Source organism: Paraburkholderia mimosarum LMG 23256 = NBRC 106338, from assembly GCF_000739815.1.
Lineage (GTDB): Bacteria > Pseudomonadota > Gammaproteobacteria > Burkholderiales > Burkholderiaceae > Paraburkholderia > Paraburkholderia mimosarum.
This window is the reverse complement of the sequence record NZ_BBJJ01000001.1, coordinates 136,626-162,591: the sequence shown is the minus strand read 5'-3', so window position 1 is coordinate 162,591 and position 25,966 is coordinate 136,626. Positions and strand designations below refer to the sequence as shown.

The 25,966-nt window shown below is 65.0% G+C and carries 23 protein-coding genes; 6 read left to right on the top strand and 17 right to left on the bottom strand.

Features of this window, described 5'->3' with window-relative positions; translation table 11 throughout:
• Positions 1 to 17: 17 nt before the first annotated feature.
• From BMI01S_RS00705 to leuC, 8 genes are all read right to left on the bottom strand, one after another.
• Positions 18 to 698 (bottom strand): phosphoribosylanthranilate isomerase, encoded by a 681-nt coding sequence (locus BMI01S_RS00705; protein WP_028211084.1) that lies wholly within the window; start codon positions 696 to 698, stop codon positions 18 to 20.
• Between the two features lie 48 nt (positions 699 to 746).
• Positions 747 to 1,562: a tRNA pseudouridine(38-40) synthase TruA gene (gene truA / locus BMI01S_RS00700; RefSeq protein WP_028211085.1), complete on the bottom strand. Its 816-nt coding sequence runs from the start codon at positions 1,560 to 1,562 to the stop codon at positions 747 to 749.
• A 19-nt stretch (positions 1,563 to 1,581) separates the two neighbouring features.
• Positions 1,582 to 3,759 (bottom strand): FimV/HubP family polar landmark protein, encoded by a 2,178-nt coding sequence (locus BMI01S_RS40570; RefSeq protein WP_161635511.1) that lies wholly within the window; start codon positions 3,757 to 3,759, stop codon positions 1,582 to 1,584.
• Positions 3,760 to 3,988: 229 nt separating this feature from the next.
• Positions 3,989 to 5,110 (bottom strand): aspartate-semialdehyde dehydrogenase, encoded by a 1,122-nt coding sequence (asd, locus tag BMI01S_RS00690; protein WP_028211087.1) that lies wholly within the window; start codon positions 5,108 to 5,110, stop codon positions 3,989 to 3,991.
• An 82-nt stretch (positions 5,111 to 5,192) separates the two neighbouring features.
• The gene (locus tag BMI01S_RS40560) at positions 5,193 to 5,360 is read right to left on the bottom strand and encodes a hypothetical protein (protein ID WP_154671112.1); all 168 of its coding nucleotides are present in this window, start codon (positions 5,358 to 5,360) and stop codon (positions 5,193 to 5,195) included.
• Between the two features lie 80 nt (positions 5,361 to 5,440).
• Complete coding sequence (gene leuB / locus BMI01S_RS00685; protein WP_028229791.1) at positions 5,441 to 6,508, bottom strand: 3-isopropylmalate dehydrogenase; 1,068 nt, start codon at positions 6,506 to 6,508, stop codon at positions 5,441 to 5,443.
• A 39-nt stretch (positions 6,509 to 6,547) separates the two neighbouring features.
• The gene (gene leuD, locus BMI01S_RS00680) at positions 6,548 to 7,198 is read right to left on the bottom strand and encodes a 3-isopropylmalate dehydratase small subunit (RefSeq protein ID WP_028229790.1); all 651 of its coding nucleotides are present in this window, start codon (positions 7,196 to 7,198) and stop codon (positions 6,548 to 6,550) included.
• Positions 7,199 to 7,216: 18 nt separating this feature from the next.
• Entirely contained in the window at positions 7,217 to 8,626 is a 1,410-nt protein-coding gene (gene leuC, locus BMI01S_RS00675) for a 3-isopropylmalate dehydratase large subunit (RefSeq protein WP_028229789.1), read from the bottom strand.
• A gap of 650 nt (positions 8,627 to 9,276) precedes the next feature.
• Here leuC and BMI01S_RS00670 point away from each other — a divergent pair.
• Positions 9,277 to 10,212: a MipA/OmpV family protein gene (locus tag BMI01S_RS00670; RefSeq protein WP_028211091.1), complete on the top strand. Its 936-nt coding sequence runs from the start codon at positions 9,277 to 9,279 to the stop codon at positions 10,210 to 10,212.
• A gap of 50 nt (positions 10,213 to 10,262) precedes the next feature.
• On the opposite strand, the gene BMI01S_RS00665 is transcribed toward BMI01S_RS00670, so the two are convergent.
• The 9 genes from BMI01S_RS00665 to BMI01S_RS00625 form a co-directional block, all read right to left on the bottom strand.
• Positions 10,263 to 10,748 carry a hypothetical protein gene (locus BMI01S_RS00665; protein ID WP_028229788.1) on the bottom strand — a complete coding sequence of 162 codons (486 nt, stop codon included), beginning with the start codon at positions 10,746 to 10,748 and terminating at the stop codon, positions 10,263 to 10,265.
• A 222-nt stretch (positions 10,749 to 10,970) separates the two neighbouring features.
• Positions 10,971 to 11,819 (bottom strand): alpha/beta fold hydrolase, encoded by an 849-nt coding sequence (locus tag BMI01S_RS00660; protein WP_042287936.1) that lies wholly within the window; start codon positions 11,817 to 11,819, stop codon positions 10,971 to 10,973.
• Between the two features lie 273 nt (positions 11,820 to 12,092).
• Positions 12,093 to 13,394 (bottom strand): citrate synthase, encoded by a 1,302-nt coding sequence (gene gltA / locus BMI01S_RS00655; RefSeq protein WP_028211092.1) that lies wholly within the window; start codon positions 13,392 to 13,394, stop codon positions 12,093 to 12,095.
• A 120-nt stretch (positions 13,395 to 13,514) separates the two neighbouring features.
• On the bottom strand, positions 13,515 to 13,781 hold the full coding sequence (locus BMI01S_RS00650) for an FAD assembly factor SdhE (RefSeq protein WP_028211093.1): 267 nt from the start codon (positions 13,779 to 13,781) through the stop codon (positions 13,515 to 13,517).
• Positions 13,782 to 13,796: 15 nt separating this feature from the next.
• A complete protein-coding gene (locus tag BMI01S_RS00645; RefSeq protein ID WP_028211094.1) occupies positions 13,797 to 14,498 on the bottom strand; it encodes a succinate dehydrogenase iron-sulfur subunit in 702 nt (233 codons plus the stop codon).
• 28 nt (positions 14,499 to 14,526) lie between these two features.
• Complete coding sequence (sdhA, locus tag BMI01S_RS00640; protein WP_028211095.1) at positions 14,527 to 16,302, bottom strand: succinate dehydrogenase flavoprotein subunit; 1,776 nt, start codon at positions 16,300 to 16,302, stop codon at positions 14,527 to 14,529.
• A 4-nt stretch (positions 16,303 to 16,306) separates the two neighbouring features.
• Positions 16,307 to 16,675: a succinate dehydrogenase, hydrophobic membrane anchor protein gene (gene sdhD, locus BMI01S_RS00635; protein ID WP_028211096.1), complete on the bottom strand. Its 369-nt coding sequence runs from the start codon at positions 16,673 to 16,675 to the stop codon at positions 16,307 to 16,309.
• Positions 16,676 to 16,678: 3 nt separating this feature from the next.
• Positions 16,679 to 17,095, bottom strand: coding sequence for a succinate dehydrogenase, cytochrome b556 subunit (gene sdhC, locus BMI01S_RS00630; RefSeq protein WP_028229786.1), 417 nt, complete (start codon positions 17,093 to 17,095; stop codon positions 16,679 to 16,681).
• Positions 17,096 to 17,245: 150 nt separating this feature from the next.
• Entirely contained in the window at positions 17,246 to 18,043 is a 798-nt protein-coding gene (locus tag BMI01S_RS00625; protein ID WP_062880697.1) for a GntR family transcriptional regulator, read from the bottom strand.
• 601 nt (positions 18,044 to 18,644) lie between these two features.
• Between BMI01S_RS00625 and BMI01S_RS00620 the strand changes: the two genes are divergently transcribed.
• From BMI01S_RS00620 to acnA, 5 genes are all read left to right on the top strand, one after another.
• Positions 18,645 to 19,631, top strand: a complete 987-nt coding sequence (locus BMI01S_RS00620) for a malate dehydrogenase (RefSeq protein ID WP_028211099.1) — start codon at positions 18,645 to 18,647, stop codon at positions 19,629 to 19,631.
• 164 nt (positions 19,632 to 19,795) lie between these two features.
• Positions 19,796 to 20,809 carry an HpcH/HpaI aldolase/citrate lyase family protein gene (locus BMI01S_RS00615; RefSeq protein ID WP_028229785.1) on the top strand — a complete coding sequence of 338 codons (1,014 nt, stop codon included), beginning with the start codon at positions 19,796 to 19,798 and terminating at the stop codon, positions 20,807 to 20,809.
• A 286-nt stretch (positions 20,810 to 21,095) separates the two neighbouring features.
• Positions 21,096 to 21,617 carry a hypothetical protein gene (locus BMI01S_RS00610; RefSeq protein ID WP_028211101.1) on the top strand — a complete coding sequence of 174 codons (522 nt, stop codon included), beginning with the start codon at positions 21,096 to 21,098 and terminating at the stop codon, positions 21,615 to 21,617.
• Between the two features lie 19 nt (positions 21,618 to 21,636).
• On the top strand, positions 21,637 to 23,088 hold the full coding sequence (locus tag BMI01S_RS00605) for a bifunctional 2-methylcitrate dehydratase/aconitate hydratase (protein WP_028229784.1): 1,452 nt from the start codon (positions 21,637 to 21,639) through the stop codon (positions 23,086 to 23,088).
• 76 nt (positions 23,089 to 23,164) lie between these two features.
• Positions 23,165 to 25,882: an aconitate hydratase AcnA gene (gene acnA, locus BMI01S_RS00600; protein ID WP_028211103.1), complete on the top strand. Its 2,718-nt coding sequence runs from the start codon at positions 23,165 to 23,167 to the stop codon at positions 25,880 to 25,882.
• Positions 25,883 to 25,966 lie beyond the last annotated feature (84 nt).

The window sequence follows — 25,966 nt, the reverse complement described above, 5'->3', positions numbered from 1 at the left end:
GGGCATGCGCCCCGGATTCATCCCGCGTCCGCTTCGCGCACTGCGCGCACGAACGCCGCCATGCGGGCGTGATCCTTCACGCCCTTTGCGCCCGGAACCTCGATGCCACTGGAGACATCGACGGCAAACGGACGCACCTGGCGAATCGCATCACCGACGTTTTGCGCGTTCAAGCCACCACTCAAAACGGCCCGACGCGCGAGACCTGCGGGAATAAGTGACCAATCGAAGACCTTTCCGCCGCCGCCGTAACCTTCGACATGGGTGTCGAACAACAGGCCGCTGGCTGATGAATAACGATTTGCCGATTCTATCAAATCGGCCTGCTGAGTATCGGCCGCCACCCGTAACGCGCGCAACCAGGGCAAACCGGCAACGGAGGCGAGCGACTCGCACTGTTCCGGCGTTTCGTCGCCGTGGAACTGCAGCATGGTAAGCGAGACGTTGCTCGCCACTTCGCTCATCCACTGGGGCGTGGCGTTCACGAAGAGGCCCACCACCGAGACGAAAGGCGGCAGGTCGTGCGTGAGTTCGACCGCCTGCGCCACGCTCACCGAACGCGGGCTGGGCGGATAGAACACCAGACCGACGGCGTCGGCGCCGAGATCAACGGCGTGCGCGACCGCCCTGGGCGTCGAAAGTCCGCACAGCTTGATGCGGGTGCGGTGCGCGGCGGCGGGTTGGTCGGCGGACGTCATGGTTCTCGATGCGGTGTCGTTTCGTTGATTCGAGCGGCTGGCGGAGCTTCAGGCCTTGCCTTCCGGCGCGTCGCTCCAGATCGCGCTCCACGGCACGCTGGCCGTATGCGGCGCGGGGACCGCGAACTCGTCAGGATAGCCTACTTGCGCGAGATAGAGGCCGTCCGGCATGAAGGTCGGCGCGGCCTGGGTGCGGTCGCGCCCCGCCAGCACCTCGGCTAGCCAGCCAGCCGGATAGCGCCCGCGCCCCACTGCGACGAGGCAACCCATCAGGTTGCGCACCATGTGGTGCAGGAACGCATTGGCCCGAAACCGGAAGTGAATGAAGTCGCCCTGCGGCCGGATGTCGATCTGGTACAGGTGCTTCACGGGCGTCTTCGCCTGGCATTCCGACGAACGAAACGCCGAAAAATCGTGCTCGCCGATGAGATGCGCGGCCGCCTCGCGCATGGCCTCGACGTCGAGCGGCGTGTGGATCCAGCCCGCACGCGCGGCCAGCATCGGCGAGCGCACGGCGTTCACGTAGAGCACGTAGTAATACGTGCGCTCGAACGCCGCGAAGCGCGCATGGAACGCATCGGGCATGGGCTTCGCCCACTGCACGGCCACCGTGGACGGCAGGAACGCATTCGTGCCGCGGACCCACGAGAACGGCGTGCGATCGAGGTCGGTGTCGAAGTGGACGACCTGACCGAGACCGTGCACGCCCGTGTCGGTACGGCCCGCGACGATCGTGGGCAGCGGCACGGTGGCGAACTCGCGCAGCGCGCGCTCGAGCGCGTCCTGCACCGTCTTGCCATGCGGCTGTGACTGCCAGCCGCAAAACGCGGCGCCGTCGTACTGGATTCCTAGCGCGATACGCATACGGCTTGCGGCAGCGGCGTCACGAGAGCGGCGCGAGCGTCGACAGCAGCGCCTGCGCGTCGCTGCGCGTGGCGTGGTCGTTCGACTCGATCACTTCGTTGATGAGCGAGCGCGCACCGGCCACGTCGCCGAGCGCGATGTATTCCTTCGCGAGGTCGAGCTTGTTGCGCGCGATGCGCGCAAGCTGTTCGGGCGTGAAGACGGGCAGCGGCTCGGCGGAATCGGGCGGCAGATTCAGGTCGAAGTCGAGTGTGAGCGCGCCAAAGCGCGGCGCGCCGAGGCCCGCGAGCGCGCCTGCGCCCGCCGTGCCCGCCTCGATGGCCTCGCCCGCCAGCGGCGGAGGCGGCTCGAAGAACGGCGACGAGAGACGCGCCGACGCTTCGGGCGTGGCGGCCGGCTCGGTCGAGAGCGGCGCCATGGGCACGACCGGCTCGCCCGGCTCCACGATACGCGGCGGCAGGGGCAGGTCGATGCCGCCCAGCGCTTCTATCGCATCGTGAGGGAATGCGATCGGCACTTCGGGATAGCTCGTGTCTGCCGGGGGAACCGCGGTGGTTGAGGGTACTTCAGGCGCGACTCGCCCCACCGACGGGCGTTCGAACGCTTCGGCCACGTGCTGAGGTTGCGCGATGGGCGGCTCGGCCTGCGGTGTTTGCTCCGTTTGCTCCGTTTGCTCCGTTTTCGGTGCGCTCTCGGCGAAGTCCACCGCGTCCGCCGGCGCGGCGGCGGGCTCCTTGGCCTGCTGCACCGGCTCTTCGAGTGCGCGGGCACGCGCCTCGGCGTCTTCGGCTGCGCGCGATGCCGCGACGCTTTCGGGCGGGAGCGCCTCAGCGCCCAGCTCTGCGGCGGCGGCGAGGCTAGCCGCTTCAGTCGCGCCGGCGACGGTCTGCGGCTCCTCCGCTTCAACACCGTGTGACGCCTCGTCGTGCGACGGGCGGGTTGCCTGCGCTTCGGGTGCCGGATGCAGCGTCTCAGTGAGCGTCGGCGGAAGTGCTTCGACGTCGTGACTCGGGGCAGCGGCGGCGTGTGCGGACGTTTCGTCGTGTTCCAGCGGCGCGGATGAGACGACGGGCGTCGGCACCGGGGTGATCGATACGGCGTCCTTATCGGCCGCGACCGGCGGCGCTTCCTCGTTCACAGCCGGGTGATCCCCGTCGTGCGCAATCGGCTCGCGCGATACCGGAGGCTGCCCGGCCGCCGCTTCTGACGCAGTCTCCTGCGTTTCAGACGTGGCCTCCGAAACCTTGCGCCTGCGCGTGAGCAGGCGCACGAACAACGCCAGCAGCGCCACGACGATCGCGCCCACGGTGCCCATGGCCACCGGCGAGAGTTCCGGTTGACCGCGAGTCGCGCCGCCGTTTTGCACGGGCGCGCCGCCCGGCAACGCAGCCGAACCTGCGGACGCAGCACCCGCCGTCTGCGCTGGCTTGCCGATGCCGTGCTGTTGCAATGCCATCAGCACGCGGTTCTTCAAAGCGAGGAGTTGCTGCAGGCTGGAGACCGGCACAGGTGCACCCTTGGCGCCTTGGGCCGACGCGGCGCTGGCCGGCGTCGCCTGGACCGCCCCGCTCCAGACGTGCGAGTCGCTGGCGGCCGAGGCCGGCGCTGCAGCGCTGGCCCCCGCCGCAGCCGCCCCGGACGCGCCTTGTGCGGCCGCTTCCGTAGCGCTCGCCGCGACCGCCGCGGACGGTGCCGCAACAGTCGCCGCCGCGCTGGCCGAGCTTGCGCCAGCCGTGGCGGCAGTGGGGGACGACGCAGCCGATACGGCCTGCGCAGAAGCGCTCGAAGCTGCGGCAGGTGCGCTTTCCGAAGCCGCCGACGCAGCAGGCGCTGTCGCTGCCGTGGCGGGTGCACTGGTGGCCGCCGCACCCGAAACAGCCGTCATGCCAGCCGCCTCGCTGGAGAGATCCGGCGTGGCGGGCACGTTCAGCGTCGCGCCCACACGCATGCGGCTGGGATCCTGCTTGATGAACGCGCCGGGATTCGCTTCGAACAACGCCTGGCTCATGCGCGCGAGCGTCGCCTTGTCATGCGACTGCGTGAGGTCGACGGCCACGTCGTGCAGCGACTGGCCCGGGTGCACGGTGTAATGCCCGGCTGTGCTCGCCGCGGCTGCGGACGCCGCCGCGGGCTGCGCCGCACTCGCGCCGCCCTGCGCGGCAGCAAGGCCGCAAAACAGGAAAGCTGCCGCTGCCACCGTGGCGTGAACCGCGCGCCGCCCCAGGACGCGCCGTGCACGAAACGCGGCGGAATCAGAATCAAATCGAACGATCATCAGTTGCCCTGGCATACCGCTCTTGCGGCTGTCGATCAAATAGGAATGTGCTTTGGGTCGATCGCATCGGCGGATGCAATAAAAAAGCGCCGCGGCTGGCGCGGCGCTTTTCACCCTGCCTACGCGTCATTAGCCGCGTAGTTTAATTCATTCACTTGTCCAGCAGAATGCGCAGCATGCGGCGCAACGGCTCGGCCGCGCCCCACAGCAGCTGATCGCCGACCGTGAACGCCGACAGATATTCGCCGCCCATCGCAAGCTTGCGCAGACGGCCGACCGGCACCGACAGCGTGCCCGTGACCACGGCCGGCGACAGATCGCGCATGGAAGCTTCACGCTGGTTCGGCACGACCTTGACCCAGTCGTTGGCCGACGCGAGGATGCCGTCGATCTCGTCGAGCGGCACGTCCTTCTTCAGCTTGATCGTGAGCGCCTGCGAGTGGCAGCGCATCGCGCCGATACGCACGCACAGGCCGTCCACCGGAATCGAGCCCGGCTGGCCCATGGCCGGCTTGCCGAGAATCTTGTTGGTTTCCGCGCCGCCCTTCCACTCTTCCTTCGACATGCCGTTGCCGAGGTCCTTGTCGATCCACGGAATGAGCGAGCCCGCGAGCGGCACGCCGAAGTGGTCGGTGGGCATGGCGTCGCTGTTCATCGTGGCGAGCACCTTGCGGTCGATGTCGAGAATGGCCGACGACGGATTCGCCAGATCGTCCTTCACCGACGCGTGAAGCGCGCCCATCTGCGAGAGCAGTTCGCGCATGTTCTGCGCACCCGCGCCCGAAGCGGCCTGGTACGTCATGGCCGTCATCCAGTCGACGAGGTTCTCGCGGAACAGGCCGCCCAGCGCCATCAGCATCAGGCTGACTGTGCAGTTGCCGCCGATGAAGTCCTTCTGGCCCTTGACGAGCGCATCCTTGATGACGTCGAGGTTGACCGGGTCGAGGACGATGACCGCGTCATCCTTCATGCGCAGCGCCGAGGCGGCGTCGATCCAGTAGCCGTTCCAGCCCGCCGCGCGCAGCTTCGGATACACCTCGTTGGTGTAGTCGCCGCCCTGGCACGTGATGATGATGTCGCACTTCTTGAGCTCGTCGACGCTGTTCGCGTCCTTGAGCTTCGTCTCGTTTTTGGCGAACGACGGAGCCGCACCGCCTGCGTTGCTGGTGCTGAAAAACACCGGTTCGATCAGGTCGAAATCACGTTCTTCCTGCATGCGCTGCATCAGCACGCTGCCGACCATGCCGCGCCAACCTACGAGACCTACGTTCATGACTAACCCTTGAGATGGACACTTCCCCGCTTCGCTCGCCCGGCGTGGCCGCGCGGGGAAGATGGGCGGGCACGACGAGCGATCAACGAATGGTGATCGTTTTGATAATCGTTTTCGTGGTTTTAGTGGTGATGGCGAGCGAAATCGCGCGGGCCGTGCCGCGGATGTTCGTAACAGTCGTGATCGGGGAGATCTTCGCCATCGGTGCAATATACACGAAAGAGCCTGATTGCGCGGGAAAAACCGCCATTTCCGCTATTTGCCGCACCCGTTCTTCAGGCGCGCGAATTAAAAAAGGACACGCCTGCGACAGCGTGCCCTTGTACGACTTTAGAGCGCTGCGACCACCGCGTCGCCCATGGCCGCCGTGCCGACCTGCTTGCAGTCGGGCGTGACGATGTCGGCGGTGCGATAGCCTTGTTCGAGCACCTTCTTCACCGCGTTCTCGATGCGGTCCGCCTGTTCAGCACGACCCAGCGAATAGCGCAGCATCATGGCCGCCGAAAGAATCGTGGCGAGCGGGTTGGCAATGCCCTTGCCCGCGATGTCGGGCGCCGAGCCGTGCGACGGCTCGTACAGACCCTTGTTGTTCTTGTCGAGCGAGGCCGAAGGCAGCATGCCGATCGAGCCCGTGAGCATCGCGGCTTCGTCCGAGAGGATGTCGCCGAACATGTTGCCGGTCACGACCACGTCGAATGCCTTGGGCGCCTTCACGAGCTGCATCGCGGCGTTGTCGACGTACATGTGCGAAAGCTCGACGTCCGGATATTCCTTCGAGACATCGATCATGATGTCCTTCCAGAACTGCGACGTTTCGAGCACGTTGGCCTTGTCGACCGAAGTGAGCTTCTTCTGGCGCTTTTGCGCCGCCTGGAAGGCGACGTGCGCAATGCGGCGCACTTCGGGCTCCGCATAGCGCATCGTGTCGAAACCTTCGCGCGCGCCCTTGAAGAGCCCATCTGGCGCTTCGCGCGTGCCGCGCGGCTGGCCGAAGTAGATGTCGCCGTTCAACTCGCGCACGATCAGGATGTCGAGGCCCGACACGATTTCCGGCTTGAGCGACGAGGCGCCCGTGAGCTGCGGATAGCAGATCGCCGGGCGGAAGTTCGCGAACAGCTCCAGGTGCTTGCGCAGGCCGAGAATGGCCTGCTCGGGGCGCAGCGCGCGCTCGAGCTTGTCGTACTTCCAGTCGCCCACGGCGCCGAAGAGGATCGCATCGGCAGCCTTGGCGAGCGCGAGCGTCGTCTCGGGCAGCGGATGGCCACTCGCCTCGTAGCCCGCGCCGCCAACGGGCGCCTCTTCCATCTCGAACTTCTCGCCCAGTGCGTTGAGCACCTTCACGGCTTCCTTGACGATCTCGGGACCGATGCCGTCGCCCGGCAGCACTGCAATCTTCATCCTGTGATTCCTCGCTCGGTTTGCTTTTCAGTGTGCTGCTCAGAGCACGCGGTTGTTGAGCCACGGCTGGCGCGCGAGGCGCTCGGCTTCGTACTGGCGGATCTTGTCGGCGTGACGCAGCGTGAGACCGATGTCGTCGAAGCCATTCAGCAGGCAGTAACGGCGGAACGCCGCGACTTCGAACGGATATTCCTTCGAGCCATCGATCGTGCGCACGACCTGCTTTTCCAGATCGACCGTGAGCTGGAAGCCGTTGAACGCGTAGGTTTCGTTGAACAGGTGATCGACGTCCGACTCGGAAAGCACGATCGGCAGCAGCCCGTTCTTGAAGCAGTTGTTATAGAAGATGTCCGCGAAGCTCGGCGCGATGATCGCGCGGAACCCGTACTGATCGAGCGCCCACGGCGCGTGCTCGCGCGAGCTGCCGCAGCCGAAGTTCTTGCGCGTGAGCAGCACCGATGCGCCCTTGTAGCGCGGCTGGTTCAGCACGAAGTCCGGATTGAGCGGACGCTTCGAGTTGTCCTGGCCCGGCTCGCCGTGATCGAGGTAACGCCATTCGTCGAAGGCGTTCGGGCCGAAGCCGGTGCGCTTGATCGACTTGAGGAACTGCTTGGGGATGATCGCGTCGGTATCGACATTCTCGCGATCGAGCGGCGCCACGACGCCGGTGTGTACGATGAATTTTTCCATGATCCGTGATCCTGAGCCTTACCCCAGCTTGCGAATGTCGACGAAATGGCCCTCGATCGCCGCTGCGGCGGCCATCGCCGGGCTCACGAGGTGCGTGCGCCCGCCCGCGCCCTGGCGGCCTTCGAAGTTGCGGTTCGACGTGGACGCGCAGCGCTCGCCCGGCTCCAGCCGGTCGGCATTCATCGCGAGGCACATCGAGCAGCCCGGCTCGCGCCATTCGAAGCCCGCTTCGGTGAACACCTTGTCGAGGCCTTCGCGCTCGGCTTGCGCCTTCACGAGACCCGAGCCCGGCACGACCATCGCGAGGCGGATGTTCGGCGCCACGCGGCGGCCCAGCTTCTTCACGACGTAAGCGGCGGAGCGCAGGTCTTCGATGCGCGCGTTCGTGCACGAGCCGATGAAAATCTTGTCCGGCTTGATCGACTCGATCGGCGTGTTCGGCTCGAGCGCCATGTACTGCAGCGCGCGTTCCATCGCGTCGCGCTTGACCGGGTCCTTCTCGCGCTCGGGGTCGGGCACGCGGCTGTCCACGGCCGTGACCATTTCCGGCGACGTGCCCCACGTGACCTGCGGGACGATGTCGGCGGCGCCAAGCTCGACCACGCGGTCGAAATGCGCGCCTTCGTCGGAGCGGAACTCCTTCCAGTACGCGACGGCCTGCTCCCACTCTGCGCCTTGCGGCGAGAACGGACGGCCCTTCAGATACTCGATCGTGGTCTCGTCCACGGCGACCATGCCCGCGCGCGCGCCGGCTTCGATCGCCATGTTGCAGACGGTCATGCGGCCTTCCATCGTGAGGCCGCGGATCATCGAGCCGCCGAACTCCATGGCGTAGCCGGTGCCGCCCGCCGTGCCGATCTTGCCGATGATGGCGAGCACGATGTCCTTCGCCGTGCAGCCGCGCGGCAACTGGCCCTCGACCTTCACGAGCATGTTCTTGCTTTTCTTCTGCAGCAGCGTTTGCGTGGCCAGCACGTGCTCGACTTCCGAGGTGCCGATGCCGTGCGCCAGCGCGCCGAACGCGCCGTGCGTGGAGGTGTGCGAGTCGCCGCAGACGATCGTCATGCCCGGCAGCGTCGCGCCTTGTTCCGGGCCGACGATGTGCACGATGCCCTGGCGCTGGTCGTTCATCTTGAACTGCGTGATGCCGTAGGAGTCGCAATTCGAATCGAGCGTGTCCACCTGCAGCTTCGAGACCGGGTCGGCGATGCCGTGGCTGCGGTCGGTCGTGGGCACGTTGTGGTCGGACACGGCCAGGTTCGCGCTGATGCGCCACACCGGGCGCTCGTGCAGCTTCAGACCTTCGAAAGCCTGCGGGCTGGTGACTTCGTGCAGCAGATGACGGTCGATATAGAGGAGCGTCGTGCCGTCGTCTTCCGTGTGGACCACATGCGAGTCCCACAATTTGTCGTAGAGCGTCTTTGCCATGATGTGCGGGGAAATGGATGACTGCGGGGCAATACAGATGTGTACCGATTATGCCACGCGAAGCCCGGCCACCACAGGTCCAGCAGAGAAAAAAGCGATAAAAAACAGGGAGTTGGGTGGTAGTCGCGATACCTGTATCAGCGTTACCCGTCGAGCGGCATGCCGCTACGCGCGAAGACGGGCAAGCTTGCCGCCAGGGTGCTCGGGCGACCGGGCGCCGGGACAAAAAGAGATGCGCCGGCCCGAACGGCGACCGGCGCATGGTGACTACCGCTGTGAGTGGCGGAGCGACATGGGCTTCGAATCTCGCGACACAGGGGGGGCCGCTCGACCGACGTCCATACCTGTCTAACGGCAATCTGGCGCAAGGGTTTAATCCCAAAAGAGGCGCCGCGAGGCAAGGATGTCGGCGAACTGCCGCCGGTGCGGCATGAGTCAAGGCGGGAGGCCAACGTTATTACATAGTCATACTGACTATTTCTCGCCGATTCCCTGCCTTGCGCGACAGATCCCTCCACGTCGCTTGGGTGGACCACTGAAAAAACAGGCATAAGGTTTGCGTGGCAGGCTCGGCCACAGGAAGTTCCACTTTGTGGTTCCATAACACTAACGAACAACGCCGCGGCCGACCCGGCAAACACGGAGGCTCCATGCCACTCGCAATCCGCACCGCGCACACGCGAACAAGAAGAACGAACGCAACGGCGTCGCGCCGCTCGCGGGCCTCGCCCATCGCCTTCCTCGCGACCCGGCGCGCGCCACTCGCTGTGGCAACGTGCGCCCTCGCCGCGCTCGCACCGCGCGCCGAGGCGCAAACGCCCTCGCCGCTCGGCGAATGGCAATACTCCGCAGGCATCCCGCTCGAAAAGCTGTTCGAGCCGAACCGCCCAGACCTCGAGGCGCAGATCGGCGTGGGCGCGGCCTTCCAGCCGCGCTACGACGGATCGAACCGTTATCACACGATGGTCGGGCCGAGCATCGACATCCGCTACAAGGACATCCTGTTCGGCTCGACCGGCGAGGGCTTCGGCGTGAACGTGCTGCAGGGACAGAACTGGCGCGTGAGCGTCGCCGCGGCCTACGACCTCGGCCGGCGCGGCCAGGACGATCCGACGCGGCTGCACGGCATGGGCAATATCAACCCGGCGCCCGAAATGAAGATCGCGGGCGAGTATGTGATTTCGAAGGACTTTCCGCTCGTGTTCCGCGCCGCCTTCACGCGCAGTTTTGGCGGCTCGAACGGCTGGACTGCCGACCTCGGCGCCTACATGCCGCTGCCGGGCAGCAATGAGACGTTCTACTGGTTCGCGGGCCCCTCGGTCACGTTCGCCGACTCGAACTACATGCAGAGCTGGTTCGGCGTGACGCCGCAGCAGTCGGCCGCATCGGGCTACCGTCAATACAACGCGAGCGCGGGCCTCAAGTCGGCCGGCTTCGGCATCACGATGGTCTACTTCATCAACGATCACTGGTTCGTGAGCGCCGACGGCGCCATCAAGCGGCTGCTCGGCAGCGCCACGAACAGCCCCGTCATCCGGACGAAGACGGGCGGCGTTTGCGACGTGTCGATCAACTATCAGTTCTAGCGAACCGGCTAGCCTGCCGCAAAACAGAACTAACTGGATATGCGGCGCCTTCAGCGATGTGGGCCGCCGCTTCCCATGCCGCCGGCGTGGCCCATGCCGTTCCAGACGCCGCCGTGCCCGCCGTGGAAGCCACCATGCATGCCCGAAACCGGATGCATGTGAGGGCCGCCGGGATGGACATGATCCATGTGATGAAAATGATGAAAGCGGTCGATGAACACGAACGAGCCGCCCACGAACACGGGGGGCCACCAGCCGTACCACGGTCCGGCGTACCAGGTGGTCGAGTCGGTCCATGCCGCCGGGTAGACCAGCGTACCGTCGTTACTCTGCACGATCTGCCAGGTGCCGTCGGGCTGCAGGCACGCGAGGCCGCTGATCAGTTGCGGCGCGCCGTCGATCTCGGCGGTGCCGGTGACGGTGCGGCATGCGGGTGGCGGGTAATAAGACCCGTCTGCGGGCTGCTGCGACGCAACCGGCACCGAGCAGGCGCCCAGCAGGCAGGCCAGCACATTGAAGGCGAGAAGTTTGCGCATGATGTCGCCCCTCGCGATGGACCGGCCGCGCGGCGCGCGGGCTGCACGCCAAGGCCGTGAAGACTCCATCGTTACGCCTTGCACGCGCCGCGCGCGAGTTCGTTCGCGCGGCTAGCGTGTCATCTGCAAAACGAAGGGCATCGAGGCGCTATTCCTTTCGTGGCGGGTGCATTGCCCGTGCCCCGATTACCGCGTATTGCCGCTGCGCGGCGGCCGGGCGCTTCATGCCTGCCAGTGCGTGACGAACGCGCGTATATCTTCGGTCACGCGTGCCGCGTGGTTGAAGTACATGCCATGCGTGCCGCCTTCGTAGACTTTCAGCGTTGCGCGCGCGAGTGCGGCAGCAGTGGGAGCCCCGGTGATCGCGAGCGGCGCCGAGGCATCGCAATCGCCGTGCAACACGAGAGCGGGCACGTCGATCGCGGCCAGTTCGCGGCGAAAATCGGTGGCCATCTGCACGCGGGGTAGCTGTATTGCCGCGAAGAACGACGTGCGCAGCATCATGTCTGCTGTCCACTGAATGGCCGTGCGCGAAGTGCCGGGGCTGAAGTAGGCCTCGGCGCGTCGTTCGATCCAGTCGGGGAATGAAGCGCACATCTCGGCGATCGAGGCTTCGAAGAGGCTCGCATCGAGCCCTGCGGGATTGTCGGCGGTCTTGAGCAGGTATGGCGTCGACGCCGGGGACACCAGCACGATGCCCGCCACGCGGCGCGAGCCGTGGCGGCTCAAATAGCGCACGATCTCCCCGCTCGCGAACGAATGGCCGACCAGCGTCACGCGCGCGAGGCTGCGTGCGTCGAGTACGGCTTCGAGGTCGTCGGCGAGCGTGTCGTAGTCGTAGCCGCGCCCAGGGTCGCTCGAACGGCCGTGCCCGCGGCGGTCGTACGCCACGCAGCGAAAGCCCGCGGCCGCGAGCGGCGCGCGTTGATAGTTCCACATGTCGGCGTCGAGCGTCCAGCCCGAAAGGAACACGAGCGGCGCGCCATCGCCCCAGTCGCTAAAGTGCAATGCGGTGTCGTCGTCGATGCGGATGTAGCCCGGTTGGCGGGCGTTGAGGGTGTCGCGTGCCATGGTCGTCGCTCCTTGCGCCTGGGTTGAGTGCGTGAGCGCCATGATCCGTGATGCGGTGCCCGCTGGCGATTACGTCGGAGGTAATGGCCATGCGGACTCGCCGCGATCGCGCGGTTCCGGCGTGCGGAAAAGCAGCGTGAGCACGCGCACAGGCGCGCCCGACAGGAAAAGGAAAAGGAAAACGCCCCGACGTGTCGTAACCCGTCGGGGCGTTTCTATTCCCGCTGGCGCGCAACGCGCAAAACGCGCGCTGCGTGCCGCAGTAGTAGCGGCTTAGCGTTGCGCGATCGGCTTGGCTTCGCGCGGCGTTTCGCCAATGAAGAGCTGACGCGGACGGCCGATCTTCTGCTCGGCGTCGCCGATCATTTCGTTCCACTGCGCGATCCAGCCAATGGTGCGCGCCATCGCGAAGATGCAGGTGAACATCGAGGTCGGGATGCCCAGCGCGCGCTGCACGATGCCCGAGTAGAAGTCGACGTTCGGGTAGAGCTTGCGCGACACGAAATATTCGTCTTCGAGTGCGATCTTTTCGAGCTGCATGGCGAGCTTGAACAGCGGATCGTCGTGCAGGCCGAGTTCGTTCAGCACTTCGTAGCACGTCTCGCGCATGAGCTTCGCGCGCGGGTCGTAGTTCTTGTACACGCGGTGGCCGAAGCCCATCAGCTTCACGCCCGAGTTCTTGTCCTTCACCTGCTTGATGAACTCAGGAATCTTGTCCGGCGAGCCGATTTCTTCCAGCATGTTCAGCGCGGCTTCGTTCGCACCGCCGTGCGCCGGGCCCCACAGACACGCGATACCCGCGGCGATACACGCGAACGGATTCGCACCCGACGAACCCGCGAGACGAACCGTCGACGTCGAAGCGTTCTGCTCGTGGTCGGCGTGCAGGATGAGGATGCGGTCGAGCGCGCGCACGAGCACGTCGTTGACCTTGTACTCTTCGCACGGGTTCGAGAACATCATGCGCATGAAGTTCGCGCTGTACGACAGGTTGTTCTGCGGGTACACGAACGGCTGGCCGATCGAATACTTGTACGCCATGGCGACGAGCGTCGGCAGCTTCGCGATCATGCGGATCGCCGAAACTTCACGGTGCTTCGCGTTGTTGATGTCGAGCGAGTCGTGGTAGAACGCCGACAGCGCGCCGACTGCGGCGACGAGGATCGCCATCGGGTGCGCGTCGCGGCGGAAGCCGCGGAAGAAGAACTGCATCTGCTCGTGAACCATCGTGTGCTGCGTGACGGTCTTCACGAACTCCGCCTTCTGCGCCGCGTTCGGCAGTTCGCCGCGGTACAGCAGGTAGCAGGTTTCGAGGAAGTCGGCGTTTTGCGCGAGGTTGTCGATCGGGTAGCCGCGATAGAGCAGCTCGCCCTTGTCCCCGTCGATGTACGTGATCGCCGAGTTGCACGACGCCGTCGACATGAAGCCCGGGTCATACGTGAACTTGCCGGTCTGACCGTACAGTTTGCGGATGTCGATCACATCCGGGCCCATCGAGCCCTGGTAGATCGGCAGTTCGACGCTCGGCGAATTGTCGCTGAACGATAGCGTGGCTTTTACATCAGACGGGGTCATAGCACATCCTCAATCGAAGATAAACACGGGATTCGATAGTTTTGCACGTCCGGCGCGGCGCCCGCACTCATGCACAGCTGGACAACTGCGGCACAACTGCGGCGGCGGACGCCACGGCACTCAGACGTTCCGAAGCAGCTCCAGCACCCGCTTCACGTCCGGGTCGGCCAGGTCGCCTTCTGGTTCCTTGCGCGCGAGCAGCAAGTCCATCAGGTCGTTATCGCTCAGCTCCAGCAGGCGCGTGAGTGCGCCCACGTCGGCGTCGCTGAGATCATGCTCATAGCGCTCGAAAAACCGCTCGAAAATCAGATCGTTTTCGAGCAGGCCGCGCCGCGCGCGCCAGCGAAGGCGCGCGCGGCGATGGGGGTCAGACTGGTGCGATTCCATTTTCGGACAGCAGCATCAAACCGCGCGGCGGAACATCAGTTCCTTGATCTTGCCGATCGCCTTGGTCGGGTTCAGGCCCTTCGGGCAAACGTCGACGCAGTTCATGATCGTATGGCAACGGAACAGACGATACGGATCCTCGAGGTTATCGAGGCGCTCGCCGGTCGCCTCGTCGCGGCTGTCCGCGATGAAGCGGTAAGCCTGCAGGAGGCCTGCCGGGCCGACGAACTTGTCCGGGTTCCACCAGAAGCTCGGGCACGAGGTCGAGCAGCTTGCGCACAGAATACACTCGTACAGACCATCGAGCTCGTCACGCTGCTCCGGCGACTGCAGACGCTCCTTCTCGGGCGGCGGCGTGTCGTTGATCAGGAACGGCTTGATCGAGTGGTACTGGTTGAAGAACTGCGTGAAGTCGCAGATCAGGTCGCGCACGACGGGCAGGCCCGGCAGCGGACGCAGCACGATCTTCGCGGGCAGGTCGTTCAGGTTCGTGAGACACGCCAGACCGTTCTTGCCGTTGATGTTCATGGCGTCCGAACCGCACACGCCTTCACGGCACGAACGGCGGAACGACAGCGTCTCGTCCACTTCCTTGAGCTTCACCAGCGCGTCGAGCAGCATGCGCTCGTGCGTGAGGTCCAGCTCGTACGTCTGCATGCGCGGCGCTGCGTCCTTGTCCGGATCGTAGCGGTAGACTTCAAAAATACGTTTGGCCATTTCCGATTCCTTTTGACTGGCTTGTGCCTTAGAACGTACGCGCCTTCGGCGGCACGGACTCGACGGTCAGCGGTTGCATGTGGACCGGCTTGTAATCGAGTCGGTCACCTTCGCTGAACCAGAGCGTATGGCGCAGCCAGTTTTCGTCGTCGCGGTGTTCGAAGTCGCTCTGAGCGTGCGCACCACGGCTTTCCTTGCGGGCTTCAGCCGAAACCATCGTTGCGCGCGCAACTTCAATGAGGTTCGCCACTTCGAGCGCTTCCACGCGCGCCGTGTTGAACACCTTCGACTTGTCCTTCAGGTGGATGTGCTTCGCGCGTTCTGCAACCTGCGCGATTTCCTGCACACCTTCCGCCAGCAGCTTCGAGGTGCGGAACACGCCAGCGTGCTTCTGCATCGTGCCGCGGATGTCGTTCGCGACGCTTTGCGCGTACTCGCCCGAGGTCGACTTGTCGAGTTCGGCAAGGCGCGAGAGCGAGAAGTCGGCGGCGTCGGCCGGCAGCGGCTTGTGATCGCGCAGTTCCTTGACGTGCTTGACGATGTGGTTGCCGGCCGCACGGCCGAACACCACGAGGTCGAGCAGCGAGTTCGTGCCGAGGCGGTTCGCGCCGTGCACGGAAACGCACGAGCACTCGCCCACGGCGTAGAAGCCGTTCACGACTTCTTCGTGGCCCTTCGGCGTGCCCACGACCTGACCGTGGATGTTCGTCGGGATGCCGCCCATCTGGTAGTGGATGGTCGGCACGACCGGGATCGGCTCCTTGATGCAGTCGACGTTCGCGAACTTCAGCGCGATTTCGCGGATCGACGGCAGACGCTTCATGATCGTCTCAGCGCCGATGTGCGAGAGGTCGAGCAGCACGTGATCCTTGTTCGGACCCACGCCGCGGCCTTCCTTGATTTCCTGGTCCATCGAACGCGAGACGAAGTCGCGCGGTGCGAGGTCCTTCAGGGTCGGCGCGTAACGCTCCATGAAGCGCTCGCCGTTCGAGTTGCGCAGAATGCCGCCTTCGCCGCGCACGCCTTCCGTGATCAGCACGCCCGCGCCGGCCACGCCGGTCGGGTGGAACTGCCAGAACTCCATGTCCTGCAGCGCGATGCCCGAGCGGGCCGCCATGCCGAGGCCGTCACCGGTGTTGATGAACGCGTTGGTCGATGCCGCGAAGATGCGGCCCGCGCCGCCCGTGGCGAACAGCGTGGTCTTGCCTTCGAGGATGTAGACGTCGCCCGTTTCCATTTCGAGCGCGGTCACGCCGAGCACGTCGCCATCGGCGTCGCGGATCAGGTCGAGCGCCATCCATTCGACGAAGAACGTGGTCTTCGCCGCGACGTTCTGCTGGTACAGCGTGTGCAGCAGCGCGTGGCCGGTACGGTCAGCAGCGGCACAGGCGCGCTGGACCGGCTTCTCGCCGTAGTTGGCCGTGTGGCCGCCGAACGGGCGCTGATAGATCGTGCCGTCGGCGTTGCGGTCGAACGGCATGCCGAAGTGCTCGAGCTCGTACACGGCGTTCGGCGCTTCACGGCACATGAACTCGATCGCGTCCTGGTCGCCGAGCCAGTCGGAACCCTTGATCGTGTCGTAGAAGTGGTAGTGCCAGTTGTCTTCGCTCATGTTGCCGAGCGAGGCGCCGATGCCGCCCTGCGCCGCCACCGTGTGCGAACGCGTGGGAAACACCTTCGAGAGCACGCAAACCGACAGGCCGGCGCGCGCGAGTTGCAGCGAAGCGCGCATCCCCGAGCCGCCTGCGCCGACGATGACCACGTCGAACTTGCGACGCGGCAGAGAATTCTTGATTGCAGCCATTCTTTTACACTCTCCAGAGAATCTGAGCGGCGTAGCCGAGGCTGCCCAGCAGCCATGCGATCGTGAGGACGTCCAGCGTGATGCGCAGGCCGACCGGCTTGATGTAGTCCATCCAGATGTCGCGCACGCCGACCCACGCGTGGTAGAACAGCGCGACGAAGGTGACGAACGTGGCGAGCTTCATCCACTGCGCGGCGAAGATCGAGGCCCAGCCTTCGTACGAGAAGTCGTGCGCGCCGAAGAACAGGACGAGCAGCACGATCGTGTAGACCGCCATGATCACGGCGGTGGCGCGTTGTGCGATCCAGTCGCGGATGCCGTAGTGAGCGCCCACGACGAGGCGCTTCGGACCGATACCGTTGTTAGCCGACATTTTTTAGAACGCTCCGAAGAGTTTTGCCGCGAAGGCGATCGTGAGGACCGTGGAGATGATCACGACGACGAGGGAGGTCGTCTTGCCTTTTTCCTTGTTCACGAGGTCATGGCTAAAATCCATGCACAGGTGACGCACGCCGGCGCAGAAGTGAAACAGGAACGCCCACCCGAGGACCAGCACGATGAGCTTGACGATGATGTTGGAGAGGAAGCCCTTGAATACCTCGAAGCTCAGCTCCGAAGTGAGGCTCTGGTCCAACAGGAACAAGATGAAAGGCAGGAACAGGAACAACAACGCACCGCTGATGCGGTGGCCGATCGACACACGACCGGCCAGCGGCAGGCGGTATGCGAACAATATCTGCCCAAGCCCGATGTTCCGGTATTCCGGCCTCGGTTTTTTTGCGGCTTCTGCCATGCTAGACCCCTACTATGTGTTAACACTAACTCGCAATTTTAGCGCCTTTTCATAACGCGCTGCAGCGAAATCCACGCCGGGCAAGGCTCGTGGTGCGCGCAAGCAAAGGCACTCTGGGGAAGGGCTCCGCGCCTTTTGCGCGGCCGCCCGTCAACTCAAATCGTTCTGATAGTAGTACCCGGTTGTGACATACCATCCGCGGCGCACTTCGACCGGCCGGTCCCCATAGGTATAGGACACCCGCTCGACCGACAGCAGCGGAAAACCTGCCGGCACCTTGAGCAGATCGGCCACCGCGGGATCGGCGGCCACCGCGCGGATCTTTTCCGTCGCGCGAATCATGCGCGTGCCGAACTCCGTCTCGAACATCGCGTAGAGCGGCCCCTTGTATTCGGCGAGGCGCTCGCTCGTGAGCCCGCGGAACACGCCGCCGGGCAGCCAGATCTCGTCGAGCACGGTGCTTTCGCCGTCGAACTGCAGAAGACGCCGGATCAGCACCACCGGGTCGGACGGCTTGAGGTCGAGCTGGCGCGCGATCTCGGCCGAGGCGCGCAGGCGGCGGCAGTCGAGCAGCTTGCTCACGTGCGGGTGCTCCGCGCCGTCATCAGCGAGTAACCTCAGGAAGCGAAACTGGGCGCGCTCTTCGTTGTGCGTCGCAACAAACGTACCCTTGCCCTGGCGGCGCACCAGCAGATTGTCGGCCGCCAGTTCGTCGATCGCCTTGCGCACCGTCCCCTGGCTCACCTTGTAGCGGGCGGCCAGTTCGACTTCGCTGGGGATGATTTCGCCGGGCTTCCATTCGCCCGACTCGAGGCTCTGCGTAATCAGCCCCTTGATCTGCTGATAGAGGGGGCTGAAAGTCGCGGATGGCGGGACGGCGGACGCGGACGCTTGAGCCCCGCTCTCGGGAGCGGTGGAATTTGCGTTGCTGGCCGGGTTCGCACTCATGGCGCGCATTTCAACATAAAGCCCCCTGGGCATCAAGCATTTTGGCCGCAATAGTTATGTCTTATATAAGACATAAGATACTGTTGACTTTGACCCTGACGACTCCTACACTGCCGAGCGAGCAAGGGTTTGCGGGCGGGCTGCAGACCGGTTTCCGGCCCCGCAAGCGGCTGGAAACGGAGAAGCCGCCGGCTGCATCCACCCCGTGGCGAATGCGCCGCAGGCCGCCTTGCACCATGCTGTCCCCCACGCAGTAAACGCAGTAGAGGTTTGATCCGCCTGGCCGGTTAGCGTGACTCAATGCGCGCCGCGCGTCTGTGGGAGAGCCCGAGCGATTTGTTGCTGGAGTCGGCACACGCGAAGCGGCCAGCGCCCGGCGTCCCTCGAAGGGCGCCCCGTACATCTCTTGCCTTGTTGCAGATGGTTACCGGCACGGCGGTCCGTGCGGGCGGCGCGCGCGTCACGGCTCGGCAGTTGGCGCAGGTCCGGTGAGGTGCGCACGCAAGCTGTAAAGACCGCCTGTTTCACCTACGCTTCGTGTATCGCGCATATAGAATGGCGTTTTACCCTGGCGTCTAACGCACCTTCCTGGAGATTTTCAATGGCTAAGCCCGCAAAGCGCGTTGCCGTCACCGGCGCCGCAGGTCAGATCGCTTACTCCCTGCTGTTCCGCATCGCGAATGGCGACCTGCTCGGCAAGGATCAGCCCGTCATCCTGCAACTGCTCGACCTGCCCCAGGCGCAAGCCGCCGTCAAGGGCGTCGTGATGGAACTGGACGACTGCGCATTCCCGCTGCTCGCGGGCGTTGTCATCACCGACGACCCGAAGGTCGCGTTCAAGGACGCCGACGTCGCCCTGCTGGTTGGCGCGCGTCCCCGTTCGAAGGGCATGGAGCGTAAGGATCTGCTCTCGGCCAACGCCGAAATCTTCACGGTGCAGGGCAAGGCGCTCAACGACGTCGCCAGCCGCGACGTGAAGGTGCTGGTCGTCGGCAACCCGGCCAACACGAACGCCTATATCGCCATGAAGTCGGCTCCGGACCTGCCGAAGAAGAACTTCACCGCCATGCTGCGTCTGGACCACAACCGCGCGCTCTCGCAACTGGCCGCCAAGTCGGGCAAGCCGGTCGCTTCGATCGAGAAGCTCGCCGTGTGGGGCAACCACTCGCCGACGATGTACCCCGATTACCGTTTCGCCACCGTCGACGGCCAGTCCCTCAACGCGCTGATCAACGACGACGAATGGAACCGCAACACGTTCATCCCGACCGTCGGCAAGCGCGGCGCGGCGATCATCGAAGCGCGCGGCCTCTCGTCGGCGGCTTCGGCGGCCAACGCGGCGATCGACCACGTGCGTGACTGGGTCCTCGGCACGAACGGCAAGTGGGTCACGATGGGCATCCCGTCGGACGGCTCGTACGGCATCCCCGAAGACATCATCTACGGCGTGCCGGTGACCTGCGAAAACGGCGAGTACAAGCGCGTGGAAGGCCTCGAAATCGACGCGTTCTCGCGCGAGAAGATGGACGGCACGCTGGGCGAGCTGCTCGAAGAGCGCGAAGGCGTGGCTCACCTGCTCGGCAAGTAAGCCAGCCGGGACGAACGGAACGAGCGATTCAGGCTCGTTCCGCTTCATGCGCGCGGCCCGGGCTGCGCGCCCCCGATCCGCATGCGCCTTGCCCAGACTGGCTTGCCGGCAGGACGCATCCGAATCCGGTCTCCCCTTACAACACTCGAATACCGACGCCGAAGATGCGCGCCATCCTCCCAGCGGAAGTGCTGTTTGACGGCGAAGCGCCGCCCGCCATCCTGCCCGCATGCGACCACTACGCGGGCAGCGAGAAGCTGATGCTGAAATCGCTGGCGCTGCAGCAGCAGCTCGGCCCGGTCTTCGACATCACGCTCGACTGCGAAGACGGCGCGCAGGTCGGCCGCGAGGCCGAGCACGCGGAGCTCGTGGCTTCGCTCATCGGCGGCGAACACGACCGCTTTGGCCGCGTGGGCGTGCGCATCCACGATTTCCATCACCGGCACTGGCGCGACGACGTGCGCCTGATCCTGCGCGCCGCGAAGCGCGCGCCGGCGTTCATCACGCTCCCCAAGATACGCGCCGTGGGCGACGCCGCCGAAATGACGTCGTTCATCGAAGCCACGCGCGTCGAGTTGGGCATCGACAAGCCAATTCCCGTTCAGCTGCTCGTGGAAACGCATGGCGCGCTCGCGCGCGTGTTCGACCTCGCCGCGCTGCGCGGCGTCGAGGCGCTGAGCTTTGGGCTGATGGACTTTGTCTCCGCGCACGACGGCGCAATTCCCGACACGGCCATGCGCTCGCCGGGCCAGTTCGATCACCCGCTCGTGCGCCGCGCGAAGCTCGAAATCGCGGCCGCGTGCCACGCCTTCGGCCGTGTGCCTTCGCATAATGTGAGCACGGAAGTGCGCGACATGGACGTGGTGGCGAACGACGCGCGCCGCGCGCGCAACGAGTTCGGCTACACGCGCATGTGGAGCATTCACCCGGCGCAGATTCCCGCGATCGTGGCCGCGTTCGCGCCGCGCGACGAAGAAATCGCGCTGGCCGCCGAAATCCTGCTGGCCGCGCAGCACGCGCAATGGGGTCCGACGCGCCACGGCGATACGCTGCACGACCGCGCGAGCTACCGCTATTACTGGTCCGTCCTGCGCCGCGCGCGCACCACGGGCCGCGCCGTGCCGCCCGAAGCCGCCCCCCTCTTCGCCCCTGGCGAACTGACCCGGGAACAGGCCTGAAGCGCGAGGCACGCCGGCAGCGAAAACGTTTTCAACGCATAGCGCCACGGCAGCGAAGCGGACTTCGCGCCACATGGCGCAACAGAGACAGACAAGGGCAGTTACAGCCAGTTACTCGCGAACCAAGGCTCAAACAACACAGGGCCCGAGAATTTGAAGTTCACGGCGATAAATAGGTGAAAATAGCGTCCGCTGCGCGCTTTCGGGGCGCACGCAGTGCAAACGGCGGCTGCCCCCGCAGCCGCGCACTGATCAACCGATTTAGATAGATAAAGGTTCGACTTCCATGAAGAAACTGCTGATCGCCGCTGTTATCGGCACGCTGTCCTCGACGCTGATGCTGGCCGCCACCGACGCCGCCGCACAAGGCACATCGTCCACCGCCACGCCCAAGAAGCCGGCTCCGAAGCACAAGATCATCAAGCGCAAGGCCAACCCGGCCAAGGAAGCGAAGGTCGACGCGGTCCCGGAAGGCTCGGAGCACTGGAGCTGCGCTGAAGGCATGCAGTTCGACCTGAAGGGCGACATGGCGCGTGACCAGATCGTCACCGTCCACTGGGCGAACAAGAACTACAACCTGCCGCGCCAGGCCACGACCACGGGCGCCGACCGCTTCCACGACGCCGCCACCGGCCTCGACCTGGTCGTGATCCCGACCAAGGCCATGCTGTTCTCGGACAAGGACAGCTCGCGTCTCGCCGACGAGTGCAAGACCGTTGCAATGCAGCAAGGCGCGCCGGCGCCGACGCAGGCCAACGCCCTTAACCGCAACGTTGCACCGGCAGCGAGCGGCGCAGCGGGCCAGTAAGCGCGAGCGGAACGCCTCGATGTCCGCGCCGACATCCAACGTCAGGCCGCAGCCGGATCAGGTACTGGTCGATATCGTCGACTACGTGCTGAACTTCCGTGTCGACAGCGCGCTTGCGCTGACCACGGCCCGGCATTGCCTGATCGACACGCTCGGCTGCGGACTCGAGGCGCTCTCCTACCCCGCCTGCACCAAGCTGCTGGGTCCGATCGTGCCGGGCACGGTCGTCCCGCACGGCGCAAAGGTGCCAGGCACGCAGTTCCAGCTCGACCCGGTTCAGGCCGCCTTCAACATCGGCGCGATGATCCGCTGGCTCGACTTCAACGACACCTGGCTCGCCGCCGAGTGGGGCCATCCGTCGGACAACCTGGGCGGCATCCTCGCGACCGCCGACTGGCTTTCGCGCACGGCCATTTCCCAGGGCAAGCCGCCGCTCACCATGAAGCACGTGCTCGAAGGCATGGTGCAGGCGCACGAGATCCAGGGCTGCATAGCGCTGGAAAACTCGTTCAACAAGGTCGGCCTCGACCATGTGCTGCTGGTGAAGCTCGCCTCGACGGCCGTGGTCGGCCAGATGCTCGGGCTCACGCGCGAAGAGCTCATCAACGCCGTTTCGCTCGCCGTGGTCGACGGCCAGGCGCTGCGCACCTACCGCCACGCGCCCAACACGGGCTCGCGCAAGTCGTGGGCCGCGGGCGACGCCACCGCGCGCGCCGTGCGCCTCGCGCTCATGGCGAAGACCGGCGAGATGGGCTACCCCTCGGCGCTCACGGCGAAAACGTGGGGCTTCTACGATGTCTCGTTCAAGGGACAGCCGTTCCGCTTCCAGCGCCCCTACGGCACGTACGTGATGGAAAACGTGCTGTTCAAGATTTCGTTCCCCGCCGAATTCCACGCGCAGACCGCCGCCGAAGCCGCGATGACGCTGCACGGCGTGCTCGCCCAAAAGGGCAAGACGGTCGGGGACATCAAGCGCATCACCATTCGTACACACGAAGCGGCGATCCGCATCATCGACAAGAGCGGCCCGCTCGCGAACCCCGCCGACCGCGACCACTGCATCCAGTACATGGTCGCCGTGCCGCTCGTCTTCGGGCGTCTCACCGCCGCCGATTACGAAGACGAAGTCGCGAGCGACCCGCGCATCGACGCGTTGCGCGCCAAAACGGTGTGCGTGGAAGACCCGCAGTTCACGAAGGACTATCACGACCCCGCGAAGCGCTCGATCGCGAACGCGCTGAGCGTCGAACTGAACGACGGCACGGTGCTCGACGAGGTTGTCGTGGAGTACCCGATTGGCCACCAGCGGCGGCGCCAGGAAGGCATTCCGCTGCTGCTCGAGAAATTTCGAACCAACCTCGCGCGCCGCTTCCCGGCGAAGCAGCAGCAGGCTATTCTCGATGTCTCGCTGGACGAAGCGCGGCTATTCGGCTTACCCGTCAACGAGTACGTCGACATGTACGTGATCTGAGCAATCCGGCAGGCATCAGTAACAGCAGCAAGCGTGCAGTAAGCGTTATTTCCGCGATTAAACGAAGGAAAATACCATGGCTCACAACCTCCACAAAACGCTCAAGGAATTCGACAGCGGTTCCGGCAAAGGCAAGTTCTACTCGCTGCCGCAACTCGGCAAGCAGCTCGGCGTGAAAATCAATCGCCTGCCGGTCTCGATCCGTCTCGTGCTCGAGTCCGTGCTGCGTAACTACGACGGCAAGAAGATCGCGGAAGAGCATATCGAGCAACTCGCGAACTGGAAGCCGAACGCCTCGCGCGTCGACGAGATCCCGTTCGTCGTCGCCCGCGTCGTGCTGCAGGACTTCACGGGCGTGCCGCTGCTCGCCGACATCGCCGCCATGCGCGGCGTCGCGAAGCAGGTCGGCAAGGATCCGAAGGTCATCGAGCCGCTCGTGCCGGTCGACCTCGTCGTCGACCATTCGGTCCAGATCGACTACTTCCGCCAGAAGGACGCGCTCGACCTGAACATGAAGCTGGAATTCCAGCGCAACAACGAGCGCTACCAGTTCATGAAGTGGGGCATGCAGGCGTTCGACACGTTCAAGGTCGTGCCGCCGGGCATCGGCATCGTCCACCAGGTCAACCTCGAATACCTCGCGCGCGGCGTGCACAAGAAGACGGAAGGCGGCGATACGGTCTACTACCCGGACACGCTCGTCGGCACCGACAGCCACACCACGATGATCAACGGCATCGGCGTGGTGGGCTGGGGCGTGGGCGGCATCGAAGCCGAAGCCGGCATGCTCGGCCAGCCGGTGTACTTCCTCACCCCGGACGTCGTGGGCGTCGAACTGAAGGGCAAGCTGCGCGAAGGCTGCACCGCAACCGACCTCGTGCTGACCATCACCGAAATGCTCCGCAAGGAGAAGGTCGTCGGCAAGTTCGTCGAGTTCTTCGGCGAAGGCACGGCATCGCTCTCGGTGCCGGACCGCGCGACCATCGGCAACATGGCGCCGGAATACGGCGCGACCATGGGCTTCTTCCCGGTCGACGAGAAGACGATCGACTACTTCAAGGGCACGGGCCGCACGCAGGCCGAAATCTCGGCCTTCGAGAACTACTTCAAGGCGCAGGATCTCTACGGCATTCCGAAGGCCGGCGACATCGACTACACGAAGACGCTCGTGCTCGATCTCGGCACGGTCGCGCCTTCGCTGGCCGGCCCGAAGCGCCCGCAGGACCGCATCGAAATCGGCAACGTGAAGTCGACCTTCATCGATCTGTTCTCGAAGCCGGTCGCGGAAAACGGCTTCAGCAAGAAGGCCGACGACCTCACGGCCGAATACGCCGTGACCGGCGACGTCAAGCTGCACAACGGCGACGTGCTGATCGCCGCCATCACGTCGTGCACGAACACGTCGAACCCGAGCGTGCTGCTGGCCGCCGGCCTGCTGGCGAAGAAGGCGGTGGAAGCCGGGCTCACGGTCGCCCCGCACATCAAGACCTCGCTGGCTCCGGGATCGCGCATCGTCACGGAATACCTGACGAAGACGGGCCTCCTGCCGTATCTCTCGAAGCTCGGCTTCGAACTCGCGGCATACGGCTGCACGACCTGTATCGGCAACGCCGGCGATCTCACGGCGGAACTGAACGAGTCCATCACGAAGAACGACGTGGTTGCCGCAGCGGTGCTGTCGGGCAACCGCAACTTCGAAGCGCGTATTCACCCGAACATTCGTGCGAACTTCCTGGCCTCGCCGCCGCTGGTCGTCGCTTACGCGATCGCTGGCAATATCACGCGCGACCTGATGACGGAGCCGGTGGGCAAGGGCAACGGCGGCCGTGACATCTACCTCGGCGACATCTGGCCGACGAGCGAGGAAGTCAACGCACTGCTCAAGTTCGCGCTCGATCCGGACGCGTTCCAGAAGAACTACAGCCAGCTCACGAAGAAGGGCGACCTGTGGAGCAAGATCGAAGGCGAAGAAGGCCAGGTCTACGACTGGCCGAAGTCGACCTACATTGCCGAGCCGCCTTTCTTCGGCAGCAGTTTTTCGATGACGCCGTCGTCGGAAGTCGCCGAGATCAAGGGCGCGCGCGCACTGGGCATCTTCGGTGACTCGGTCACGACCGACCACATCAGCCCGGCTGGCTCGATCAAGGAAGACTCGCCCGCGGGCAAGTGGCTGAAGGCGAACGGCGTGCAGAAGGCCGACTTCAACAGCTACGGCTCGCGCCGCGGCAACCACGACGTGATGATGCGTGGCACGTTCGCGAACGTACGCATCAAGAACCTGATGATTCCGGCGAAGGCGGACGGCACGCGCGTGGAAGGCGGCCTCACGATTCACCAGCCGGGCGGCGAACAGATGTCGATCTACGACGCCGCCATGAAGTACATCGACGCCGGCACGCCGACCATGGTGTTCGCCGGCGAAGAGTACGGCACGGGTTCGTCGCGCGACTGGGCAGCCAAGGGCACGCAACTGCTGGGCGTGAAGGCCGTGGTCGCACGCAGCTTCGAGCGCATCCACCGCTCGAACCTCGTTGGCATGGGCGTTCTGCCGCTGCAGTTCAAGGGTTCGGACAGCGTTCAGTCGCTTGGCCTGACCGGCGAGGAAACGTTCGACATCGAAGGCCTGACCGACGACTTCAAGCCGCAGCAGGACCTGACGCTCGTCATCCGCCGCAAGGATGGCAAGGAGGAACGCGTCGAGGTGCTGCTGCGCATCGATACGCCGATCGAAGTCGACTACTACAAGCACGGCGGTATTCTGCCGTTCGTGCTGCGCTCGCTGCTCGCGGCGTAAGTACGCAGTTTTTGCAGGTGCCGCGCCCGACAACGGGTGCGGTCACATTTGAAGCTCGACGCAAGTCGGGCTTTTTTTTTTGGC

What these genes read in the sequence shown, in the direction of transcription:
- leuC (WP_028229789.1), bottom strand. Translation starts at nt 8,626, where the DNA reads ATGGCAAAGACGCTCTACGACAAATTGTGGGACTCGCATGTGGTCCAC.
- sdhA (WP_028211095.1), bottom strand. Translation starts at nt 16,302, where the DNA reads ATGGCTGCAATCAAGAATTCTCTGCCGCGTCGCAAGTTCGACGTGGTC.
- BMI01S_RS00620 (WP_028211099.1), top strand. Translation starts at nt 18,645, where the DNA reads ATGGCTAAGCCCGCAAAGCGCGTTGCCGTCACCGGCGCCGCAGGTCAG.
- BMI01S_RS00660 (WP_042287936.1), bottom strand. Translation starts at nt 11,819, where the DNA reads ATGGCACGCGACACCCTCAACGCCCGCCAACCGGGCTACATCCGCATC.
- BMI01S_RS00645 (WP_028211094.1), bottom strand. Translation starts at nt 14,498, where the DNA reads ATGGCCAAACGTATTTTTGAAGTCTACCGCTACGATCCGGACAAGGAC.
- BMI01S_RS00610 (WP_028211101.1), top strand. Translation starts at nt 21,096, where the DNA reads ATGAAGAAACTGCTGATCGCCGCTGTTATCGGCACGCTGTCCTCGACG.
- sdhC (WP_028229786.1), bottom strand. Translation starts at nt 17,095, where the DNA reads ATGGCAGAAGCCGCAAAAAAACCGAGGCCGGAATACCGGAACATCGGG.
- asd (WP_028211087.1), bottom strand. Translation starts at nt 5,110, where the DNA reads ATGAACGTAGGTCTCGTAGGTTGGCGCGGCATGGTCGGCAGCGTGCTG.
- truA (WP_028211085.1), bottom strand. Translation starts at nt 1,562, where the DNA reads ATGCGTATCGCGCTAGGAATCCAGTACGACGGCGCCGCGTTTTGCGGC.
- BMI01S_RS00665 (WP_028229788.1), bottom strand. Translation starts at nt 10,748, where the DNA reads ATGCGCAAACTTCTCGCCTTCAATGTGCTGGCCTGCCTGCTGGGCGCC.
- leuB (WP_028229791.1), bottom strand. Translation starts at nt 6,508, where the DNA reads ATGAAGATTGCAGTGCTGCCGGGCGACGGCATCGGTCCCGAGATCGTC.
- gltA (WP_028211092.1), bottom strand. Translation starts at nt 13,394, where the DNA reads ATGACCCCGTCTGATGTAAAAGCCACGCTATCGTTCAGCGACAATTCG.
- BMI01S_RS40560 (WP_154671112.1), bottom strand. Translation starts at nt 5,360, where the DNA reads ATGGCGGTTTTTCCCGCGCAATCAGGCTCTTTCGTGTATATTGCACCG.
- BMI01S_RS00705 (WP_028211084.1), bottom strand. Translation starts at nt 698, where the DNA reads ATGACGTCCGCCGACCAACCCGCCGCCGCGCACCGCACCCGCATCAAG.
- sdhD (WP_028211096.1), bottom strand. Translation starts at nt 16,675, where the DNA reads ATGTCGGCTAACAACGGTATCGGTCCGAAGCGCCTCGTCGTGGGCGCT.
- BMI01S_RS00605 (WP_028229784.1), top strand. Translation starts at nt 21,637, where the DNA reads ATGTCCGCGCCGACATCCAACGTCAGGCCGCAGCCGGATCAGGTACTG.
- BMI01S_RS00670 (WP_028211091.1), top strand. Translation starts at nt 9,277, where the DNA reads ATGCCACTCGCAATCCGCACCGCGCACACGCGAACAAGAAGAACGAAC.
- BMI01S_RS00625 (WP_062880697.1), bottom strand. Translation starts at nt 18,043, where the DNA reads ATGAGTGCGAACCCGGCCAGCAACGCAAATTCCACCGCTCCCGAGAGC.
- BMI01S_RS00615 (WP_028229785.1), top strand. Translation starts at nt 19,796, where the DNA reads ATGCGCGCCATCCTCCCAGCGGAAGTGCTGTTTGACGGCGAAGCGCCG.
- BMI01S_RS00650 (WP_028211093.1), bottom strand. Translation starts at nt 13,781, where the DNA reads ATGGAATCGCACCAGTCTGACCCCCATCGCCGCGCGCGCCTTCGCTGG.
- acnA (WP_028211103.1), top strand. Translation starts at nt 23,165, where the DNA reads ATGGCTCACAACCTCCACAAAACGCTCAAGGAATTCGACAGCGGTTCC.
- leuD (WP_028229790.1), bottom strand. Translation starts at nt 7,198, where the DNA reads ATGGAAAAATTCATCGTACACACCGGCGTCGTGGCGCCGCTCGATCGC.